We start from the raw sequence: 15,565 nt of genomic DNA on the forward strand, positions 1-15,565 counted from the left end.
TCTTATTTATAAGTATTTAACCTACCTGTTGAAAATATGAACAGATCGGAATAAATTTTATCGAAGATACAATTTGGAATTAGTTGATTTTGAATTGTAAAAATATTAAAATATACTTAACTAATATGAAATGGAGGTGTGAAGAGATGAATCAAGCTGTTTTGGCGCGTGGCGAAATGAAACATTTATATATTTGCCGTGCAATTTTTCATGATGCTGCTTTTAACGGGATACGTATGCCCTTTTTTAGCAATTGCATAATGAAAACAAAACAGTGAGAATATCTCTTTACCCATTTTTAATAGTAGAGGAGTGTTCAAAAGGGGCCAAAGCCTTACTTTATGAACAACTTCTATATAACGGTAAAAGGAGAGCTCTTTATGCTCTCCTTTTCTATTTAAAATGATTATGGGCCATAGGATGATACTTTCCTATGGTCTATTTTTGTGTGAAAAATAGTCGGTCTGATTAATTGATATACGAACGAATGGAGGACTTATAATGATCGCATGCAGCGGACAGCAACTCGGAAAGATGTATGGTGGGAACAATATATTTGAGAATCTTTCTTTTGAAATACATGAAAAAGATATCGTTGGATTAGTTGGCAGAAATGGCAGCGGGAAAACAACATTATTTAAGCTCTTGGCAGGTATTGAGACTCCTGACTCAGGTCAGGTTCATTGGCGGAAGGGCTGTGAAATTGGTTATTTGGCTCAAATTCCAATTTATCCAAATGAAATGAAGTCGATAGAGGTATTGAAAACAGCCTTTTCTCATTTGCTGGAAATGGAAGAGAAAATGAAAAAGATCGAGAAAGAGATGGGAGAGGAGCCAGACCCGGAAAATCTAACTAAACTAATTCAAATATATGGAGAGCTTCAGGAGAAGTTTACCTTGCAAAATGGGTATGAAATGGATGCGAATATTGATCGTATCATTAATGGCTTAAACATGAATGATCTGGTTGATAAAAACTTTAACTCCTTAAGTGGTGGTGAGCAAACAAAAATATGTCTTGGCCATATGCTGCTTAAAAGTCCTAATCTCCTCCTGCTAGATGAGCCGACCAATCATCTAGACATAAAGGCTGTTGAGTGGTTAGCTGGTTTTATAAAAGACTATGATGGGACTATTGTTCTTATTTCTCATGATCGCTATTTCCTTGACGAGACAGCAAATAGAATTCTTGATCTTGAGGATGGGGAGCTGACTGTTTATCATACAAATTATTCTGGCTTTGTGAAGGAAAAAGAAGAAAGGCTCTTAAGGGAGTTTCACCAATATGAAGAACAACAGAAAAAAATAAAAAAGATGAAAGAAACGATTAAACGCTTAAGAGAATGGGCCAATCAGGCAAATCCGCCAAATGCAGGGCTTCATAGGCGGGCGAGAAGTATGGAAAAGGCACTTGAACGAATGGAGAAGCTTAATCGTCCGATGATAAATCGAAAAAAAATGAATATGGACTTAGATTCAGCGGAACGAAGCGGAAAAGATGTCGTCTATATGAATAGAGTCTCTAAATCCTTCGATACGAAGAAGCTCTTTGAAGACGTAAATATGCATATCCAATATCAGGACCGGACCGCGATCGTTGGGGACAATGGTACTGGAAAATCAACCTTGCTAAAAATGATTCTTGATGAAGTAGCAGTTGATGAGGGAGAAGTCAGGAAGGGAAGCAACTTGAAAGTAGGATATCTTTCTCAGCATGTATACACGAATATCCAGAATGAATCTGTTATTGAAACTTTTCGGAATGGGATATCTGTTACAGAAGGAGAAGCTCGTCACATCCTTGCCCGTTTCTTATTTTACGGACATGCGGTCTTTAGAAAAGTATCACAGCTAAGTGGCGGTGAAAAAATGAGGCTCAGATTAGCTCAGCTTATGTACCAGGATATTAACTTTCTTATCCTTGATGAACCGACAAATCATTTAGATATTGAATCAAGAGAGGTACTGGAAGAAGCACTAGAGGACTATCAAGGAACGATTCTTGCCGTTTCCCATGATCGCTATTTTATCAATAAACTCATTCAAAAGATTTATTGGATTGACCAGAGAAAAGTTCACTTTTTTGCAGGGGATTATGACTGGGCCAAGGATAAAATGAATGAACAAAGGAAAGCGTTTGTACTAGAACGCCCTATTAAGCAGAAAAATATGAGGAACAAACCTGAAATGAATAAGATAAGCGACGAGAAGATCGTGTTGGAAATAGAGAATAAGATAGAAGAATTGGAAACAAACCTATTGATATTGGAAGATGAATTGGCACAGGAACAGACATTAGAAAGTTTGCAAAAATTATATCAGAAGAAGGAATCATGGGAAAAAAGCCGTGAACAGTTGTATCAGCAATTAGAAGAATTGCTATGAAGGTTGTGAATGTATAACTTATTGAAAATTCCTACAGTGCGTATGTTAGAATTTAAGATAAGTATGAATATAAAGGAGGTGGTAGCCAAATGGAGAAGAGTAAAATAGAGTCCATTTTAGAAAAGGAACTGATTGTTGCTCTTGGCTGTACTGAACCAGTAGCCATTGCATTGGCGGCTGCTACAGCGAAGAATCAGATTAGCGGGAGCATCGAGAAAATTAGTGTGAAAGCAAGCGGGAATATTATTAAAAATGCTAAATCTGTAGGGATACCAGGAATGTCGGCAAAAGGCCTTGATTTTGCGGCTGCACTTGGGGCAGTAGCTGGAGATCCAGAGAAGAAGCTTGAAATCTTGGATGGGCTAACAAAGGCTGATGAGCTTCGTGCCTTAAAGCTTATTGAAGAGGGGAAGGTACAAGCAGGCCAAGCGGATACACCAAAAAGGCTTTATATTGAAGTGATTGTTCAGACAGAACAGCAGATTTCTAAAGTGGTCATTTCTGATAATCATAGTAATATTACATTAATCGAAGTGGATGGGGAGGCGGTTTTCCTTGGCGGATGTGAAAATATTGGGATTCAAACAGACGAGGAAGAGCTCGAAGCACTAACGATTGATGAAATTTATGAGTGGATTTTGGATGTGGATGTAAAAGACTTAGGACTCGTTAAAAGAAGTATAGAATTAAATCATGCCATTGGCTTAGAGGGGCTATCAGGTGATTATGGTTTAAATGTAGGGAAAACCATTCAAGATAATGTGAAAAAAGGGATTCTTTCCGATGATTTAGCAACATCTGCTATGTCTTTGGCAGCAGCAGGCTCTGATGCAAGGATGGCAGGTTCGACCCTTCCAGTGATGGCGAATACAGGGAGCGGGAATCAAGGAATTGCTGTGACTCTTCCAGTTGTTGCTGCGGCAATGAAACTGCAAGTATCGGAGGAAACAATGATCCGTGCAGTCGCTCTTAGTCATTTAATCACTATACACATTAAATCAAAATTCGGACGCTTATCAGCCTTATGTGGTGTGACTGCAGCTGGAATGGGCGCAAGTGCTGCCATTGTTTACTTGCTTGATGGAGGCATTCAGCAAATCAAAGCGGCCGTTCAAAATACTATTGGGAATGTTTCCGGTATGATCTGTGATGGGGCAAAGGCTGGATGCGCGATGAAGGTTTCAACCTGTTCTAATGTGGCGGTTCAATCTGCTCTCTTAGCATTGAATCATAAAGAAATAAGTTCGACCGATGGTTTTATTCATGATGATGTTGAAAAAAGTATTGAAAGCTTTTGTAAGTTAGGCAATGAAGGAACGCGGCAAACAGATGAGATGATTTTGAAATTAATGATGGAGAAATAAAAGGCAGATTCGAATGAAATATGAATAAGACTTTATTAATGGAGGCTGACAACAATGTTGGCCTCTTTCTAATGAGTATTTTCAAAAGGTAAAGCATGCATTTCATCTTTAATCCAAAAACACTAATATATTCTAACAACTTGTCTCATATCTTATATAGAATGTGTACCCGTCATCCAAGATGGGTCATACTAGGCGAATGTATAAGGAGAGACAGAATGAATACATTTTTCAAAGGAACATTATTGCTTGCGGTCGCTGCCTTTGCTGGTGAATGTATTGAATTTATTGTGAATATGGTATTAGCTAGGGAATTGGGGGAAAATGGGCTTGGGATGTATATGTCCATTCTCCCAACTATTTTTTTGGTTGTTCTCCTTGCAAGCTTTGAGCTTCCTATCTCGATTTCTAAGTTTATTGCTGAAAAGGATAAAAAGTATCACCAAAGTATGCTTAATCATGTGATTAAACTAACTGCTATTTTTACTGCTATTCTATTGCCGCTTGCCATGTTTATTATGCCGTTTATAACTGTATTTGACCAATATCATCCATACCTAAGATGGGTGGTTATCGCTTTTATTCCGATCGTTTCCTTTTCCTCCATTACTAGAGGCTTTTTTATGGGAAAGAATCAAATGGGGAAAATTGCAACGTACAATTTCTTGCGAAAGCTAGTTCAGCTATTGTTTCTAGTATTCTTGTACCAATTTTTCCATTTTGATACGAATACCGCAGTGTTCATTGCTTTTTGTACGTTGATTGGCAGTGAGGTTGTTGTCTTTTTATACTTGCTGCATATGTTTATCATTCAGTTTCAGCAAGTAAAAAGGGAGCCAAGTGAGGGAATGAGCGGACAAACTGTAAGACGAAGTTTGATGGCTGTTTCTATCCCAACGACTGCAATGAGGGTATTTCATGCGCTAACACATGCGGTTGAACCATTTTTAATCAAAGCAGCTCTTTTACAAGCAGGGGTAAGTGGTGTTGTGGCAACTGAGCATTTTGGTATGCTTGCTGGAATTGCGATGACAATCGGCTTTTTCCCGGCATTTATCGCTCATTCATTCTTAATTATGCTGATTCCAACCGTATCTAAAGCATATGCAGAGAGGGATTTACAGAAGTTGCAAAGCCTTCTTCAACAAGTGTTTATCGTTACAATCTCATATGGTGTTCCAGCCGTTATACTATTCTACTTTTTTGCAGAGCCATTAACGACAACCTTTTTCCATTCACCTGATGCAGCTGTGTATGTACAAATGCTCTGGCCATTTTTCTTGCTTCATTATTTCATCATTCCGATGCAAGCCTATTTAATTGGTATTGGACTAATGAAGGAAACCCTATATCACTTTGTTTGGTCAACCGTTGTATCCTTTTCCGTCATCTATATCCTTGGGTCTATGCACAGCCTTCAGATGGATGGTGTGATTATTGGTATGAATGCAGGGGCTGTCGTCTTGTACCTGCTTCATTATTTAACCATTTGCAAAAAAATTGGGGTAACAATTTTGTTAGCACCGGTTAAAAGATTTTATTAATTTTTTGAAAAAAAGTGTAGGGATTCTGTGAGTGTAATTCGTCTATTATAGTAAGCAATAAATGAAGGAGAAGTTGTAATGAACCCCTGCATGAGTATGAAATTTGAGGAAAAGCAATCAATGGATCAATACTTTGAACAATGTATTTTAGAACATGGTCGGTCCTTGTTTAATTATATTTATTCACTAGTCAGGCATAAGCAGCTTGCTGAGGATTTGTATCAAGAAGTGTTAATTTCAGCTTATTTAGCCTTGCCGTCTTTTGAAGAAAAGGCAAAGGTGAAAAATTGGCTGTTTAAAATTGCGGTGAATAAATGCCGTGATTACTGGCGGAAGGAAAAATCCGCGAATCGATTTTGGGAAGAAAAGGTCTATCTTTATGTGGAGGATAAGAACATGATTGAAGAGCCAGAGGAATCGGTTCTCCACAAATGCAGCGATGATGAAATGGTCAATACTCTGCAAAAGCTCCCTGAAATGTATCGTGATCCGTTACTATTATTCTATTATCATAACCAAACCTTGATGGAGATTAGCCACTTAACGAGTATCCCCGTGTCTACAGTTAAGACGCGAATGAGGCGTGCGAAGGAGCGGCTTCGTCCAAAGGTAGAGGAACTGGTGGCAAATGGATAATATGCCTGAGCAGCCGAAAAAGACGGCTGCTCAAACGGAGTTCTATACAGATTGATCGATCCCATATTTTTTTGCTCGATACTCGCTGTCTTTTCTTCTGTTTTTTCGGATGTCTGCCCGTTCTTTTGCAGAATCGTATAAGCTTTTTTCTTCTTCTGTTTCAGGAATGACAGAAGGAACGGGTGTAGGCTTTCCTTTTTCATCAATGGCCACCATTGTCAGGAATGACATCGCACAAATATTTCTTTCCCCAGATAGTAAATCCTCTGCAATGACTTTCACAAATATCTCCATGGATGATCTGCCTGTGTAGGTCACAAATGCCTCTAAACAAACCGAATTCCCCTGATAAATAGGATGCAGGAAGTCTACTGAATCAGTAGAGGCGGTGACAACATTTTTTCTTGCATGACGCATGGCAGAAATTCCAGCAACATCGTCAATATAAGCCATCAGCTTTCCACCAAATAATGTACCGTAAGCATTTGTATCTGGAGGCAAAACAATACTTGTTTTTACCACAAAGGATTCTTTGCATTTTTTTGATTCGTTCATCGGAGCCCTCCTAATTTAAAAGCGTAAGCGCCTCGCTCAGCCCCGACAAGCATAAGACAAGCCTCACAGAAAGGTTGCTTTTTACCTTTTTGGGAGGATTGGCTTATGACCTCGAGGGGCTAGGCGCTGAAGCTAGATATTGTATTTAAAAGCATATTTAATTTCTCATCAATATATCATATCAAAGATTCATAAGGAAATTTTACAGATAGCGTACTCGAAAATGAAGTGAATGAATATTCATTCAAAAGCAGGAGATATTGATTTGATCGTTGAACTTTAAAGAGAATCAAATGAGATTGAGGGGGAAATGAAATGTCAGTTAAAACGGAGCTTAAAGAGTTAGCAGAAAAGATGAACGCCAATCCCGTACATATTGAGAGTGAAAAGGATCGAGTTTTTCAAGTGAATTTAGATGAAGGGGGCACACTTCAAATTGTTCTAAAGGATGGACGAATCGAAATTATTGAAGGAACACTATACGAACCAGAGGTAACGCTTATTCTCTCTGATAAGAACTTTTCAAAGCTGTTAAAGGATGAGTTAAATACAACAATGGCATTCATGACAGGCGGTCTGAAGGTGGATGGAAAAATAGGATTAGCTTTGAAGCTTCAGGAGATAGTAAAGCGGTATCAATAAGTGAAGTTTATGGTTCTATGAGACAATAGCTAGAGCTATAGGAAGCAAATTGTCCCATAGAGAGGTTCTATGAGACAAAGCTAGAGATAAAGAAAGCAAATTGTCCCATAGAGAGGTTCTATGAGACAAAGCTAGAGATAAAGAAAGCAAATTGTCCCATAGAAAGGTTCTATGGGACAAAAGCTGGAGATAAAGAAAGTAAACTGTCTCATAGAATGGGTCTACGGAACAAAAGTTGCAGATGTACTCCATGATTTTTTAGAGAAACAAAACCATATGTTCTTCATCATAATAATTATCTTCAATTTTCATCGCATTTTTATCTATTCCAAATACTTCAAAGCCAAAGAACGAATAAAGCCTCTTTGCCGGCTCATTTTTCGATTCGACAGCCAAGTAGACTTGTTCAATTCCATTAATCTCTTTTGCCTTCTTCAGTGCGGCTGCAATCAATGCCTTTCCCACGCCCTTTCTTCGGCATTCATCTGAAACATACATGGCTACAATCAAGGCTCGATGCTGTAATTTAAGTTTTGTTTCTTTTAACAAAGTTACGGAACCAATTAGTTTATCACCTTCAATAGCACCAAAAGTGAAGGATTCCTCAGAGTGAAATCTCTCTCCATAAAAAGCTGCTGTTCTTTCTTTTTCCTCCTCGTAACTTGAGGCAAAGGCAGAAGGATGCTTTTGTAAAGCTATTAATCTTAATTTCCGGTATTCTTCAGCATCGCTAGGCTCTAAAAGTCTAATATTCATTTTATCCACTCCATGCAATTATTTTTTACCAGTGTACATTAAAATAAGCAGAATGAATATTAACTTTTGTAAAAATGGGTAGGATAGGTTTACATGGATTGTACATAATGAGGTGGAGAAATTTGAGGAAACGCAGAATTGAATTTTTAATTGCTTTCATATTGCTTATCTCACTTTCGATGCTTTTATTCTGCAATCTCAGCAATACTGCAAAGGCCTGGATAGTTCTCTTATATATGACAGCCATTATGGTAAGTATAGGCTCATTAATGCTAGAAAATCGTTCGCCCCAGCATACACTCCTATGGATATATGTTCTAGTGTTTTTCCCTGTATTCGGATACTTGTTTTATTTATTTTCAGGACAATTATATTTAAAAGGATATTTATTTAGAAGTAAGCGAAAGAAAGATCGTGAAGAATGGAAAAGGTTACTTCAGCAGGATGAATCTCCAGATTTAGCCTTTTTACAGGATGGTCAGCATTCCTTTGCGAAATTTGCCAACCATCGATCGCCTACCCCTATTAGCACAGTATCCCGATCTTATGTCCTTAAGAACGGGGAGGAGACTTTTTCAGCGATTAAAGAAAAGCTGAAAGAAGCTGAGCAATTTATCCATATTGAATACTATATTTTTCGCTCAGATCGACTGGGGAAGGAGATTATTAGCATCCTTATTGAAAAGGCAAAGCAAGGAGTTGAAGTGTTATTTATTTTTGATGCAGCTGGGAGCCGGAAGATTGCAGTAGAGGACATTCAATCGATGGAGGAAGCGGGCATCAAGGTACAAGTATTTTCTCCATTAAAATATGGATTCTTTAATCAAAAATTAAATTTCCGCAATCATAGGAAAATTATTATTGTTGATGGAAAAATTGGCTTTGTCGGTGGATTAAATGTTGGGATTGAGTATCTTGGAGAAGATGAGAAAATAGGATTTTGGCGTGACACACATATGAAGCTAACTGGGGAGGCAGTATACTCTCTTCACACTGTCTTTTTACTAGATTGGGAATATGTCAGCGGAGAAAGCGTTTTGAAGAAATATCCTAAAATAAATCCAGCTGTTAATGATTCTGTCCTTGATGGAGCTGTACAGGTTGTGGCAAGCGGACCAGATACTTCGCAAGGCCTTATGTGTGACTTTTACTTTGCGATGATTGCGAGCGCAGAAAAATCTATCTGGATTGCAACACCTTATTTTATACCGGATGAGGCCATCCGAACAGCTCTAAGAATAGCAGCCGCAAAAGGGGTAGAAGTAAGAATTATGGTCCCTGAAGTAAATGACGGATTCTTAACCCAATATGCGAGTCGTTCTTATTTTCCTGAACTGCTTCGAACAGGTGCAGAAATCTATTCCTACAAAAAGGGATTTCTCCATCAAAAAATTATTATTGTTGATGGAAATTTAGCCTCACTTGGCACAGCAAATATGGACATGCGCAGCTTTCATCTGAACTTTGAAGTGAATGTTTTCCTATATGGAACAAGCTCCATTCGTGATCTTGTTGCTCATTATGAACAAGACATGGAGGATAGTGAGAAAATTAGTCCTGTGCAATATTATAAAAGAGGATTTGCGGAAAGAGCAAAGGAATCCTTCGCCCGACTATTTTCGGGTGTACTGTAAACAGCTCCTTTAATTTAGGAGCTGTTTTTATTAGTAAAAAAAGGAATGAACCTGTATAATTTGAATAGTTAGAAAAAAACATCAATTATAAGGAGGGCCTTATGCTAGCAAAATCAGTAATCGAGGACGTTCTTACGGCAGCACTAGCAACTGGGGGAGACTTTTCAGAACTCTTTCTTGAAGACCGCTATACTAATAATCTGAATCTGCAAGGTGGAAAAGTTGAAAGTAGCTTATCAGGCAGAGACTTTGGAATTGGCATTCGTGTATTTAAAGGATTGCAAAGTGTGTACACCTACACAACGGATGGTTCAAAAGAGGGTTTACTAAAGGCAGCAAGAAATGCGGCTCATGCAATTTCAGGAGAAACAATTATTCGTCCAGAGCCACTAAAAAAGGAAATTGTCGCTTGTGCCCATCCGATTATAATGAATCCAAGAGAAACAGAGAAAATCCGTAAAGTGGACGTGATGAAGAAGGCGTACGAGATTGCCAAAAACTATCATTCTAGCATTCAGCAGGTAATGGTTCGTTATCTGGACGAAGAACAAAATGTGCTAATAGCCAATAGTGAAGGCAAATTTATTGAAGATAAAAGGGTAAGAAGCAGGCTTGCTATTCAATCAATCGCCTCTGACGGCAAACAAATGCAGCCAGGGTTTTATGGTCCTGGTGCTCATAAGGGATTTGAGTTTTTTGAGAACTTAAACCTTGAGCATTATGCGAATGAAGCTTCAAGGATTGCGGTAACGATGCTTGCGGCTGAACCTTGTCCGAGTGGAAAGTTCCCAGTTATCATCGATAATGAATTCGGTGGAGTTATTTTTCATGAAGCATGTGGTCACGGACTTGAAGCAACCTCTGTTGCGAAAAATAACTCCGTTTTTGCCAATCGCATTGGTGAAAAAGTGGCTTCAGATGTTGTTACATACATCGATGATGGCACAATTGCTAATGAGTGGGGATCGATCACGATCGATGATGAAGGGGAAAAGGCGCGTAAAAATGTATTAATTGAAAATGGCATCTTAAAGGGCTATTTAATCGATAAATTTAATAGCCGCAGAATGGGGATGGAGTCAACGGGTTCAGGAAGAAGGCAGTCCTACCGTTTTGCACCGACTTCGAGAATGACTAATACTTATATTGCTGAAGGAAAGTCGACACCTGAAGAAATTATCTCTAATACAGAACACGGCATCTATGCTAAATATATGGGTGGAGGTTCCGTGAATCCAGCAACAGGGGATTATAATTTTGCAGTAATGGAGGCTTATCACGTTAAGGACGGGAAGCTAGGAAAGCCGTTAAAAGGAGCAACTCTTGTAGGGAATGGTCCTGAAACGATTAAGCTTGTAGATATGGTTGGAAATAATTTAGCACATGGTGCGGGTATGTGCGGCTCTTTAAGCGGAAGCATTCCTGTAAATGTCGGCCAGCCGATGATTCGGGTCAGTGAAATGACTGTGGGCGGAAGCAAGGAGGCGAATGGAGAATGAATATTCAAGCGTTTCAGCAAAAGCTATTTGAAATCGGTGAACAGAATGGCTTTACAGATATGGAGCTATATTTTGAACGCAAAGAAAAGTTTAAATGTGGATTGTTTAAGGGTGAAATCGACTCTTATGAAACTTCTGAAATTGCCGGGGCATCATTTCGTGGGCTTTTCAATGGGAAAATGGGCTATGCTTTTACAGAGAATTTAGATGAAGCTTCCCTATTATATCTCGTTGAAAATGCGAAGGAAAATGCACAATTTATTGAAGAGGAAATTCAAGAAGAGATATTCGAAGGCAGTAAGAAGTACCATGAAGGAAGCTATTATTCTACTGAACTAGCAAAAGTGACCGTTCCGAAAAAAATTGAGCTCTTAAAAGAAATTGAAAAACATATTTATGCTTATGATGAGAGAGTGACAGGTACAAATTACTTTATCCTTGATAGTGCAGAATCGACGAGATCCATTATTAATAATAAAGGTCTTTCACTTGATGAGCGGCAGAATTATATCGGGATATTTATTTCTGTTGTAGTTAAGCAAGGGGATGAGACAAAAACAGGAGCCTATGCAAAGGCTACGAAGGATTTTTCCACATTTGTTCCAGAGAAGATCGCCAAGCATGCAGTGGAGGAAGCTCTCTCAAAACTGAATGCACAAACGGCAGAAAGTAAACATTATCCTGTATTATTGCGTAATGATGCTGCAGGAGACCTTTTCCAGACCTTCTCGGAAATTTTTTCAGCTGAGAATGCTCAAAAGGGAAGGTCTTTGTTAAAAGGGAAAGAAGGAGAAACCATCGCTGCTTCAGCACTGCAATTGATAGATAACCCATTTTTAGAAGACGGTCTATTAAGCAGAAGCTTTGATAGTGAGGGTGTCGCAACGATGAAAAAAGCGATTGTAAAGGATGGCAAACTTGTCACTCTTCTTCATAATCGAAAAACAGCAGGTATTGCGGGAGTCGAGTCAACAGGTAATGCGTATAAAGGTTCCTATAAAGGCAGTTTAACGGTATCACCTACAAATTTATATGTTGAACCGTCAAATAAGAGCTTTGAAGAGTTAATAGCATCGGTTGATGAAGGCATCCTTATTACAGATTTAGCTGGCTTGCACTCTGGTGCAGACACGGTATCAGGCGACTTCTCTCTAGCAGCTAATGGATTCTTAGTGAAGGATGGAAGAATTCAAAATACGGTAAAGCAAATGACGATTGCCGGGAACTTCTTTGAGTTATTAAAAAATATTGAAGCGATTGGCTCTGACCTAGAGTTTTCGATGTCTAATGTTGGTTCTCCATCGTTACTGATTAGAGAATTGGCTGTGACTGTGGAATAAGTTGATTTTACGTAGGAAAAACGGGTAAAAAAGTCTAGAAACTTCTTTACCCGTTTTTTTATTTAAGTTGATTCATTTTAACTAATACATCATCAATTTTTGCATGATCCTCAGGCGATTCATCAATATGGTTCCAGAGTATCTTTTCCTGTGGAGAAAACAGCCAAGTGCCGCCTTGTATGTAAACATCCTGGGTTTTCATGGATTTCATGACAAATTCTTTTTGCTTTTGATCAGTTGGGATGAATCCCTTTACTTGGCCAGTAATGAAGCCAAAGCCAGCTTTTGCTAGCAGCTTCCATTTCGGCATCGTTTTATGGCCCATTCCTTTATACGCCTCTCTAGCCGGATCTCCTAGAATCGGGAAAGGAAACGGCCCAAATTCATCAAGGAATAGTTTTATAAATGATCCTTTGGAAGGGGCAATCACAACGACCTGAAACCCTTTTTCTGTTATTTCATCTATTCGCTCACGCAACTGCGTAAGATATTGCCTGCAAACAGGTCAACCGAGATGGCGGACAAAGACAACCATTGTGTATTGATGATTAATAACAGTTTGCAGTGAAATGTTCTTATCAGTTTCCTGTGTTTCTAAAAGAAAATTCAATGTGTATCCCACCTTTTATATGAGGTTTCTATATTATATCCGGAACGTTAAAAACAATAAAGAAATTGGACTTTGGGAATGCAACAAAAAAAGCAGGAGTTCATCTCCTGCTTAGTCTCTGCTTCCAAGAATACCGAAAATACGTAAGATATTAATGAACAGGTTAATAAAATCAAGATATAAGTTTAGAGCCATTAAAGGCACTTCCTCTGCTGACACACCATACTGCTTCATACGGTTAAAATCGTATAAAACATACCCACTGAATACGAGTACGCCAATGAAAGAGAAAGCAAGCATGCCTGTAGAGCTTAATGGCCAAAATAGGCTAAAGATCGAAATGGCGATCAGTGCTAAAAGTGCCGCCATTAGCATCCCGCCTAGGAAAGATAAATCACGCTTTGTTGTCGATGCATAAATAGCAAGGCCGGTAAATACGGTTGTCGTTGTAGCTAAAGCAAGCAATACTGGATTTGGACCAATTGTAGCTAAATAATGAGAAACAATTGGGTACGTAGTGATACCAGAGATAAATGTGAAAGCAAATAGGAATGAATAAGACATGGCTTTTTTACGGCGAATAATGAATGCAAAAAGGAGCATGCCTATTTCAAGAATCATAAGTGGCAAAAACATGGCTGGTGGAACGAGAACACCTGCCATTGTACCAGCAAAAGCAATCCCCAAAGAAATCGCAAATGTTCTTAATACGGATGGCAAATATTGATTAGTAGTTTGTTGTGCATACATATTTTCAGTTCTCCTCAGTTTTATTTACTATATATACGTCTATCTTTAATAAGGGTTTCAAAAAATTACTTTTCCTTCAATAAATCTCTGATTTCAGTTAGAAGTACTTCTTTTTTATCGACCTGTGGTGCAGCTTGTGCTTCTTTTTCTTTCAATCTGAATCGTTTATTAATGATCCTTACAAAGATAAAAATGGAGAAAGCGACAATGAGGAAATCTACAACTGTCTGGATAAACGAGCCATATTTCACCTCGGCATCCCCAACTATGAAGGACAATTTTGAAAAGTCGATCCCACCCCCTACAAGCAGTCCGACCAGTGGCATAATAATATCATCAACGAGCGAGGAAACAATTTTGCCAAAAGCAGCTCCGATAATTACACCGACGGCAAGATCCAATACATTTCCCTTTAGTGCAAACTTCTTAAATTCATTCCACATGGAAAGAAAACACCTTTCTTTTAAAAAATTAACGCTATTATACTATGTAGGAAGAGAGGAAACCAGTCACAGTGCTTTAAATTGGAGAAAATGGGTCTATTAGGTGATTTGTAGAATCCGATTCCATTTGTTAAACTCTTAACATAGTCATTTACTTACTAGGGAGAGCTGAATGAAAAACTTTATATATATCGTATCTTTAATCATGCTAACAGGTTTAGCCGCTTGTTCAAATAAAATGGAAACAACAATTAAACAAGAAAATAGTTATCTTAAAATAGATCAACAAGTGAAAAATGAGAAATTAGCCGTTAATACAGAAGGAAAAGAGAAGAAAGATGTAATTTGGCTAAAGGAAAAAGCATTGTATCAGTTCGAAGCAGTGGATGAGAACTTTGAGTACAATGTGTTTCTTTTTGCTGAAGATGAGCAAAGTCAAATGATGGAAGAGAATAGCGACAAGGGAAAAAAGGGGAACCAATTGTTTACTGGTCATTACTCACTGTATTTAGCTGAAAAGGATTCTACCTTCGCATATAAACAGCTTGTACTCAATGATAATCACTTATTGACATTTAATTCTTCATTAGTACAATTTTATCCAGTTAATTTAGGTAAAGAAACTGTAATAACCGTTATCCAGCAAGAGGAGGGGGTTCTGACAAGGCCTTCACTTTATGTGATTAATGATGGAGAAATAAATAAGATTTTAATAGATGAGGATCTAGAGACAATTCTTGGAACGGAAATCAAAACGATAAACCAGAAATTCATCCAAACCGCTCACTTAAATGGAGAAAATGAGTGGAAATTTACGACTTGGGGCTTTGGTAAAGAATCAATGACTTTGTTCAAGCAAGATGAAACGAAGTTAGAGGGGCAAGTTGGGAAGGATTGGTACAATCTTTGGAGTGAAAAGAAGGAGCATTATTTCCCATTTTTAAATTTAGAACTTAGCAGTGAAGTCATTGAAAAAGCTAAGCAAGGGATTCCATTAGGAAGCCCATACCCGATTGGCACGAATATTTCCAATATCAAAAAATCAAATCCTCATTATTTAGAAGAGGGAGTTAATGGGGAAGTACATTTCGTCACGTATCCGGAAATGACCTATTATTTTGATGGGACAACAGGTATCGTCAATGCTGTATCTATTCCAGGCGAGCGGATGAAAACGACGTTGGCTAATGTGAAGAAATTATTTGGGAATCCCAAGCAAGAGAAAAATATAAATGAAGGAAAGCGTGCTATTTATATGGCTGATAAATATAGTATTGAAGTTTTGGCAGATAAAATGGGGAACGTGACGAGTGTTAATTTACGAAGAAAATAAAAGAAGATCATGCGGAAGCGTACCGCATGATCTTTATGCTCCTCTAGGAAATTATAAATTTGAATGTTATGGAT

Annotated in this window: 14 protein-coding genes and 1 pseudogene; 10 read left to right on the top strand and 5 right to left on the bottom strand. The window is 38.2% G+C overall.

Annotation, left to right across the window (positions count from 1 at the left end; translation table 11 throughout):
- Positions 1 to 146 precede the first annotated feature (146 nt).
- The 5 genes from ACFYKT_RS13160 (at position 147) to ACFYKT_RS13180 (ending at position 5,929) form a co-directional block, all read left to right on the top strand.
- Positions 147 to 278, top strand: coding sequence for an RAxF-45 family protein (locus tag ACFYKT_RS13160; protein ID WP_389220164.1), 132 nt, complete (start codon positions 147 to 149; stop codon positions 276 to 278).
- 223 nt (positions 279 to 501) lie between these two features.
- Complete coding sequence (abc-f, locus tag ACFYKT_RS13165; RefSeq protein WP_389220166.1) at positions 502 to 2,385, top strand: ribosomal protection-like ABC-F family protein; 1,884 nt, start codon at positions 502 to 504, stop codon at positions 2,383 to 2,385.
- 89 nt (positions 2,386 to 2,474) lie between these two features.
- Positions 2,475 to 3,749, top strand: coding sequence for an L-cysteine desulfidase family protein (locus ACFYKT_RS13170; protein WP_389220168.1), 1,275 nt, complete (start codon positions 2,475 to 2,477; stop codon positions 3,747 to 3,749).
- Between the two features lie 218 nt (positions 3,750 to 3,967).
- Positions 3,968 to 5,293: an oligosaccharide flippase family protein gene (locus ACFYKT_RS13175; protein WP_389220170.1), complete on the top strand. Its 1,326-nt coding sequence runs from the start codon at positions 3,968 to 3,970 to the stop codon at positions 5,291 to 5,293.
- 78 nt (positions 5,294 to 5,371) lie between these two features.
- On the top strand, positions 5,372 to 5,929 hold the full coding sequence (locus tag ACFYKT_RS13180; protein ID WP_389220172.1) for an RNA polymerase sigma factor: 558 nt from the start codon (positions 5,372 to 5,374) through the stop codon (positions 5,927 to 5,929).
- A gap of 42 nt (positions 5,930 to 5,971) precedes the next feature.
- Here ACFYKT_RS13180 and ACFYKT_RS13185 read toward each other — a convergent pair whose 3' ends face one another.
- Entirely contained in the window at positions 5,972 to 6,484 is a 513-nt protein-coding gene (locus ACFYKT_RS13185) for an acyl-CoA thioesterase (RefSeq protein ID WP_389220174.1), read from the bottom strand.
- 315 nt (positions 6,485 to 6,799) lie between these two features.
- Here ACFYKT_RS13185 and ACFYKT_RS13190 point away from each other — a divergent pair, with 315 nt between their 5' ends.
- Entirely contained in the window at positions 6,800 to 7,126 is a 327-nt protein-coding gene (locus ACFYKT_RS13190; RefSeq protein ID WP_389220176.1) for an SCP2 sterol-binding domain-containing protein, read from the top strand.
- A gap of 258 nt (positions 7,127 to 7,384) precedes the next feature.
- Here ACFYKT_RS13190 and ACFYKT_RS13195 read toward each other — a convergent pair whose 3' ends face one another.
- A complete protein-coding gene (locus ACFYKT_RS13195; RefSeq protein WP_389220178.1) occupies positions 7,385 to 7,882 on the bottom strand; it encodes a GNAT family N-acetyltransferase in 498 nt (165 codons plus the stop codon).
- A gap of 122 nt (positions 7,883 to 8,004) precedes the next feature.
- Between ACFYKT_RS13195 and cls the strand changes: the two genes are divergently transcribed.
- The 3 genes from cls to ACFYKT_RS13210 all read left to right on the top strand — a co-directional run bounded on the left by cls (position 8,005) and on the right by ACFYKT_RS13210 (position 12,355).
- Positions 8,005 to 9,516, top strand: a complete 1,512-nt coding sequence (gene cls, locus ACFYKT_RS13200; RefSeq protein ID WP_389220180.1) for a cardiolipin synthase — start codon at positions 8,005 to 8,007, stop codon at positions 9,514 to 9,516.
- A gap of 101 nt (positions 9,517 to 9,617) precedes the next feature.
- On the top strand, positions 9,618 to 11,015 hold the full coding sequence (locus ACFYKT_RS13205; RefSeq protein WP_389220182.1) for a TldD/PmbA family protein: 1,398 nt from the start codon (positions 9,618 to 9,620) through the stop codon (positions 11,013 to 11,015).
- Entirely contained in the window at positions 11,012 to 12,355 is a 1,344-nt protein-coding gene (locus tag ACFYKT_RS13210; RefSeq protein ID WP_389220184.1) for a TldD/PmbA family protein, read from the top strand. Before ACFYKT_RS13205 ends, ACFYKT_RS13210 begins: the two co-directional genes overlap by 4 nt.
- A 58-nt stretch (positions 12,356 to 12,413) precedes the next feature.
- Here the strand turns inward: ACFYKT_RS13210 and ACFYKT_RS13215 are convergent.
- The 3 genes and pseudogenes from ACFYKT_RS13215 to mscL all read right to left on the bottom strand — a co-directional run.
- Positions 12,414 to 12,848, bottom strand: a pseudogene (locus ACFYKT_RS13215) (peroxiredoxin-like family protein); the annotation flags it as partial.
- A gap of 228 nt (positions 12,849 to 13,076) precedes the next feature.
- Entirely contained in the window at positions 13,077 to 13,715 is a 639-nt protein-coding gene (locus ACFYKT_RS13220) for a Bax inhibitor-1/YccA family protein (RefSeq protein WP_389220186.1), read from the bottom strand.
- A 65-nt stretch (positions 13,716 to 13,780) separates the two neighbouring features.
- Positions 13,781 to 14,158 carry a large conductance mechanosensitive channel protein MscL gene (gene mscL, locus ACFYKT_RS13225; protein WP_389220189.1) on the bottom strand — a complete coding sequence of 126 codons (378 nt, stop codon included), beginning with the start codon at positions 14,156 to 14,158 and terminating at the stop codon, positions 13,781 to 13,783.
- Between the two features lie 172 nt (positions 14,159 to 14,330).
- On the opposite strand from mscL, the gene ACFYKT_RS13230 reads away from it, so the two are divergent.
- Positions 14,331 to 15,491 (top strand): hypothetical protein, encoded by a 1,161-nt coding sequence (locus ACFYKT_RS13230; protein WP_389220192.1) that lies wholly within the window; start codon positions 14,331 to 14,333, stop codon positions 15,489 to 15,491.
- Positions 15,492 to 15,565 lie beyond the last annotated feature (74 nt).

The sequence above is a fragment of the Cytobacillus mangrovibacter genome (genome assembly GCF_042865275.1).
Classification (GTDB): Bacteria; Bacillota; Bacilli; order Bacillales; family Cytobacillaceae; genus Cytobacillus; species Cytobacillus mangrovibacter.

Bases quoted from the DNA above. Each gene is read 5' to 3' on its own strand.
- ACFYKT_RS13160 (WP_389220164.1), top strand. From the start codon at position 147: ATGAATCAAGCTGTTTTGGCGCGTGGCGAAATGAAACATTTATATATT.
- abc-f (WP_389220166.1), top strand. From the start codon at position 502: ATGATCGCATGCAGCGGACAGCAACTCGGAAAGATGTATGGTGGGAAC.
- ACFYKT_RS13170 (WP_389220168.1), top strand. From the start codon at position 2,475: ATGGAGAAGAGTAAAATAGAGTCCATTTTAGAAAAGGAACTGATTGTT.
- ACFYKT_RS13175 (WP_389220170.1), top strand. From the start codon at position 3,968: ATGAATACATTTTTCAAAGGAACATTATTGCTTGCGGTCGCTGCCTTT.
- ACFYKT_RS13180 (WP_389220172.1), top strand. From the start codon at position 5,372: ATGAACCCCTGCATGAGTATGAAATTTGAGGAAAAGCAATCAATGGAT.
- ACFYKT_RS13185 (WP_389220174.1), bottom strand. From the start codon at position 6,484: ATGAACGAATCAAAAAAATGCAAAGAATCCTTTGTGGTAAAAACAAGT.
- ACFYKT_RS13190 (WP_389220176.1), top strand. From the start codon at position 6,800: ATGTCAGTTAAAACGGAGCTTAAAGAGTTAGCAGAAAAGATGAACGCC.
- ACFYKT_RS13195 (WP_389220178.1), bottom strand. From the start codon at position 7,882: ATGAATATTAGACTTTTAGAGCCTAGCGATGCTGAAGAATACCGGAAA.
- ACFYKT_RS13205 (WP_389220182.1), top strand. From the start codon at position 9,618: ATGCTAGCAAAATCAGTAATCGAGGACGTTCTTACGGCAGCACTAGCA.
- ACFYKT_RS13210 (WP_389220184.1), top strand. From the start codon at position 11,012: ATGAATATTCAAGCGTTTCAGCAAAAGCTATTTGAAATCGGTGAACAG.
- ACFYKT_RS13220 (WP_389220186.1), bottom strand. From the start codon at position 13,715: ATGTATGCACAACAAACTACTAATCAATATTTGCCATCCGTATTAAGA.
- mscL (WP_389220189.1), bottom strand. From the start codon at position 14,158: ATGTGGAATGAATTTAAGAAGTTTGCACTAAAGGGAAATGTATTGGAT.
- ACFYKT_RS13230 (WP_389220192.1), top strand. From the start codon at position 14,331: ATGAAAAACTTTATATATATCGTATCTTTAATCATGCTAACAGGTTTA.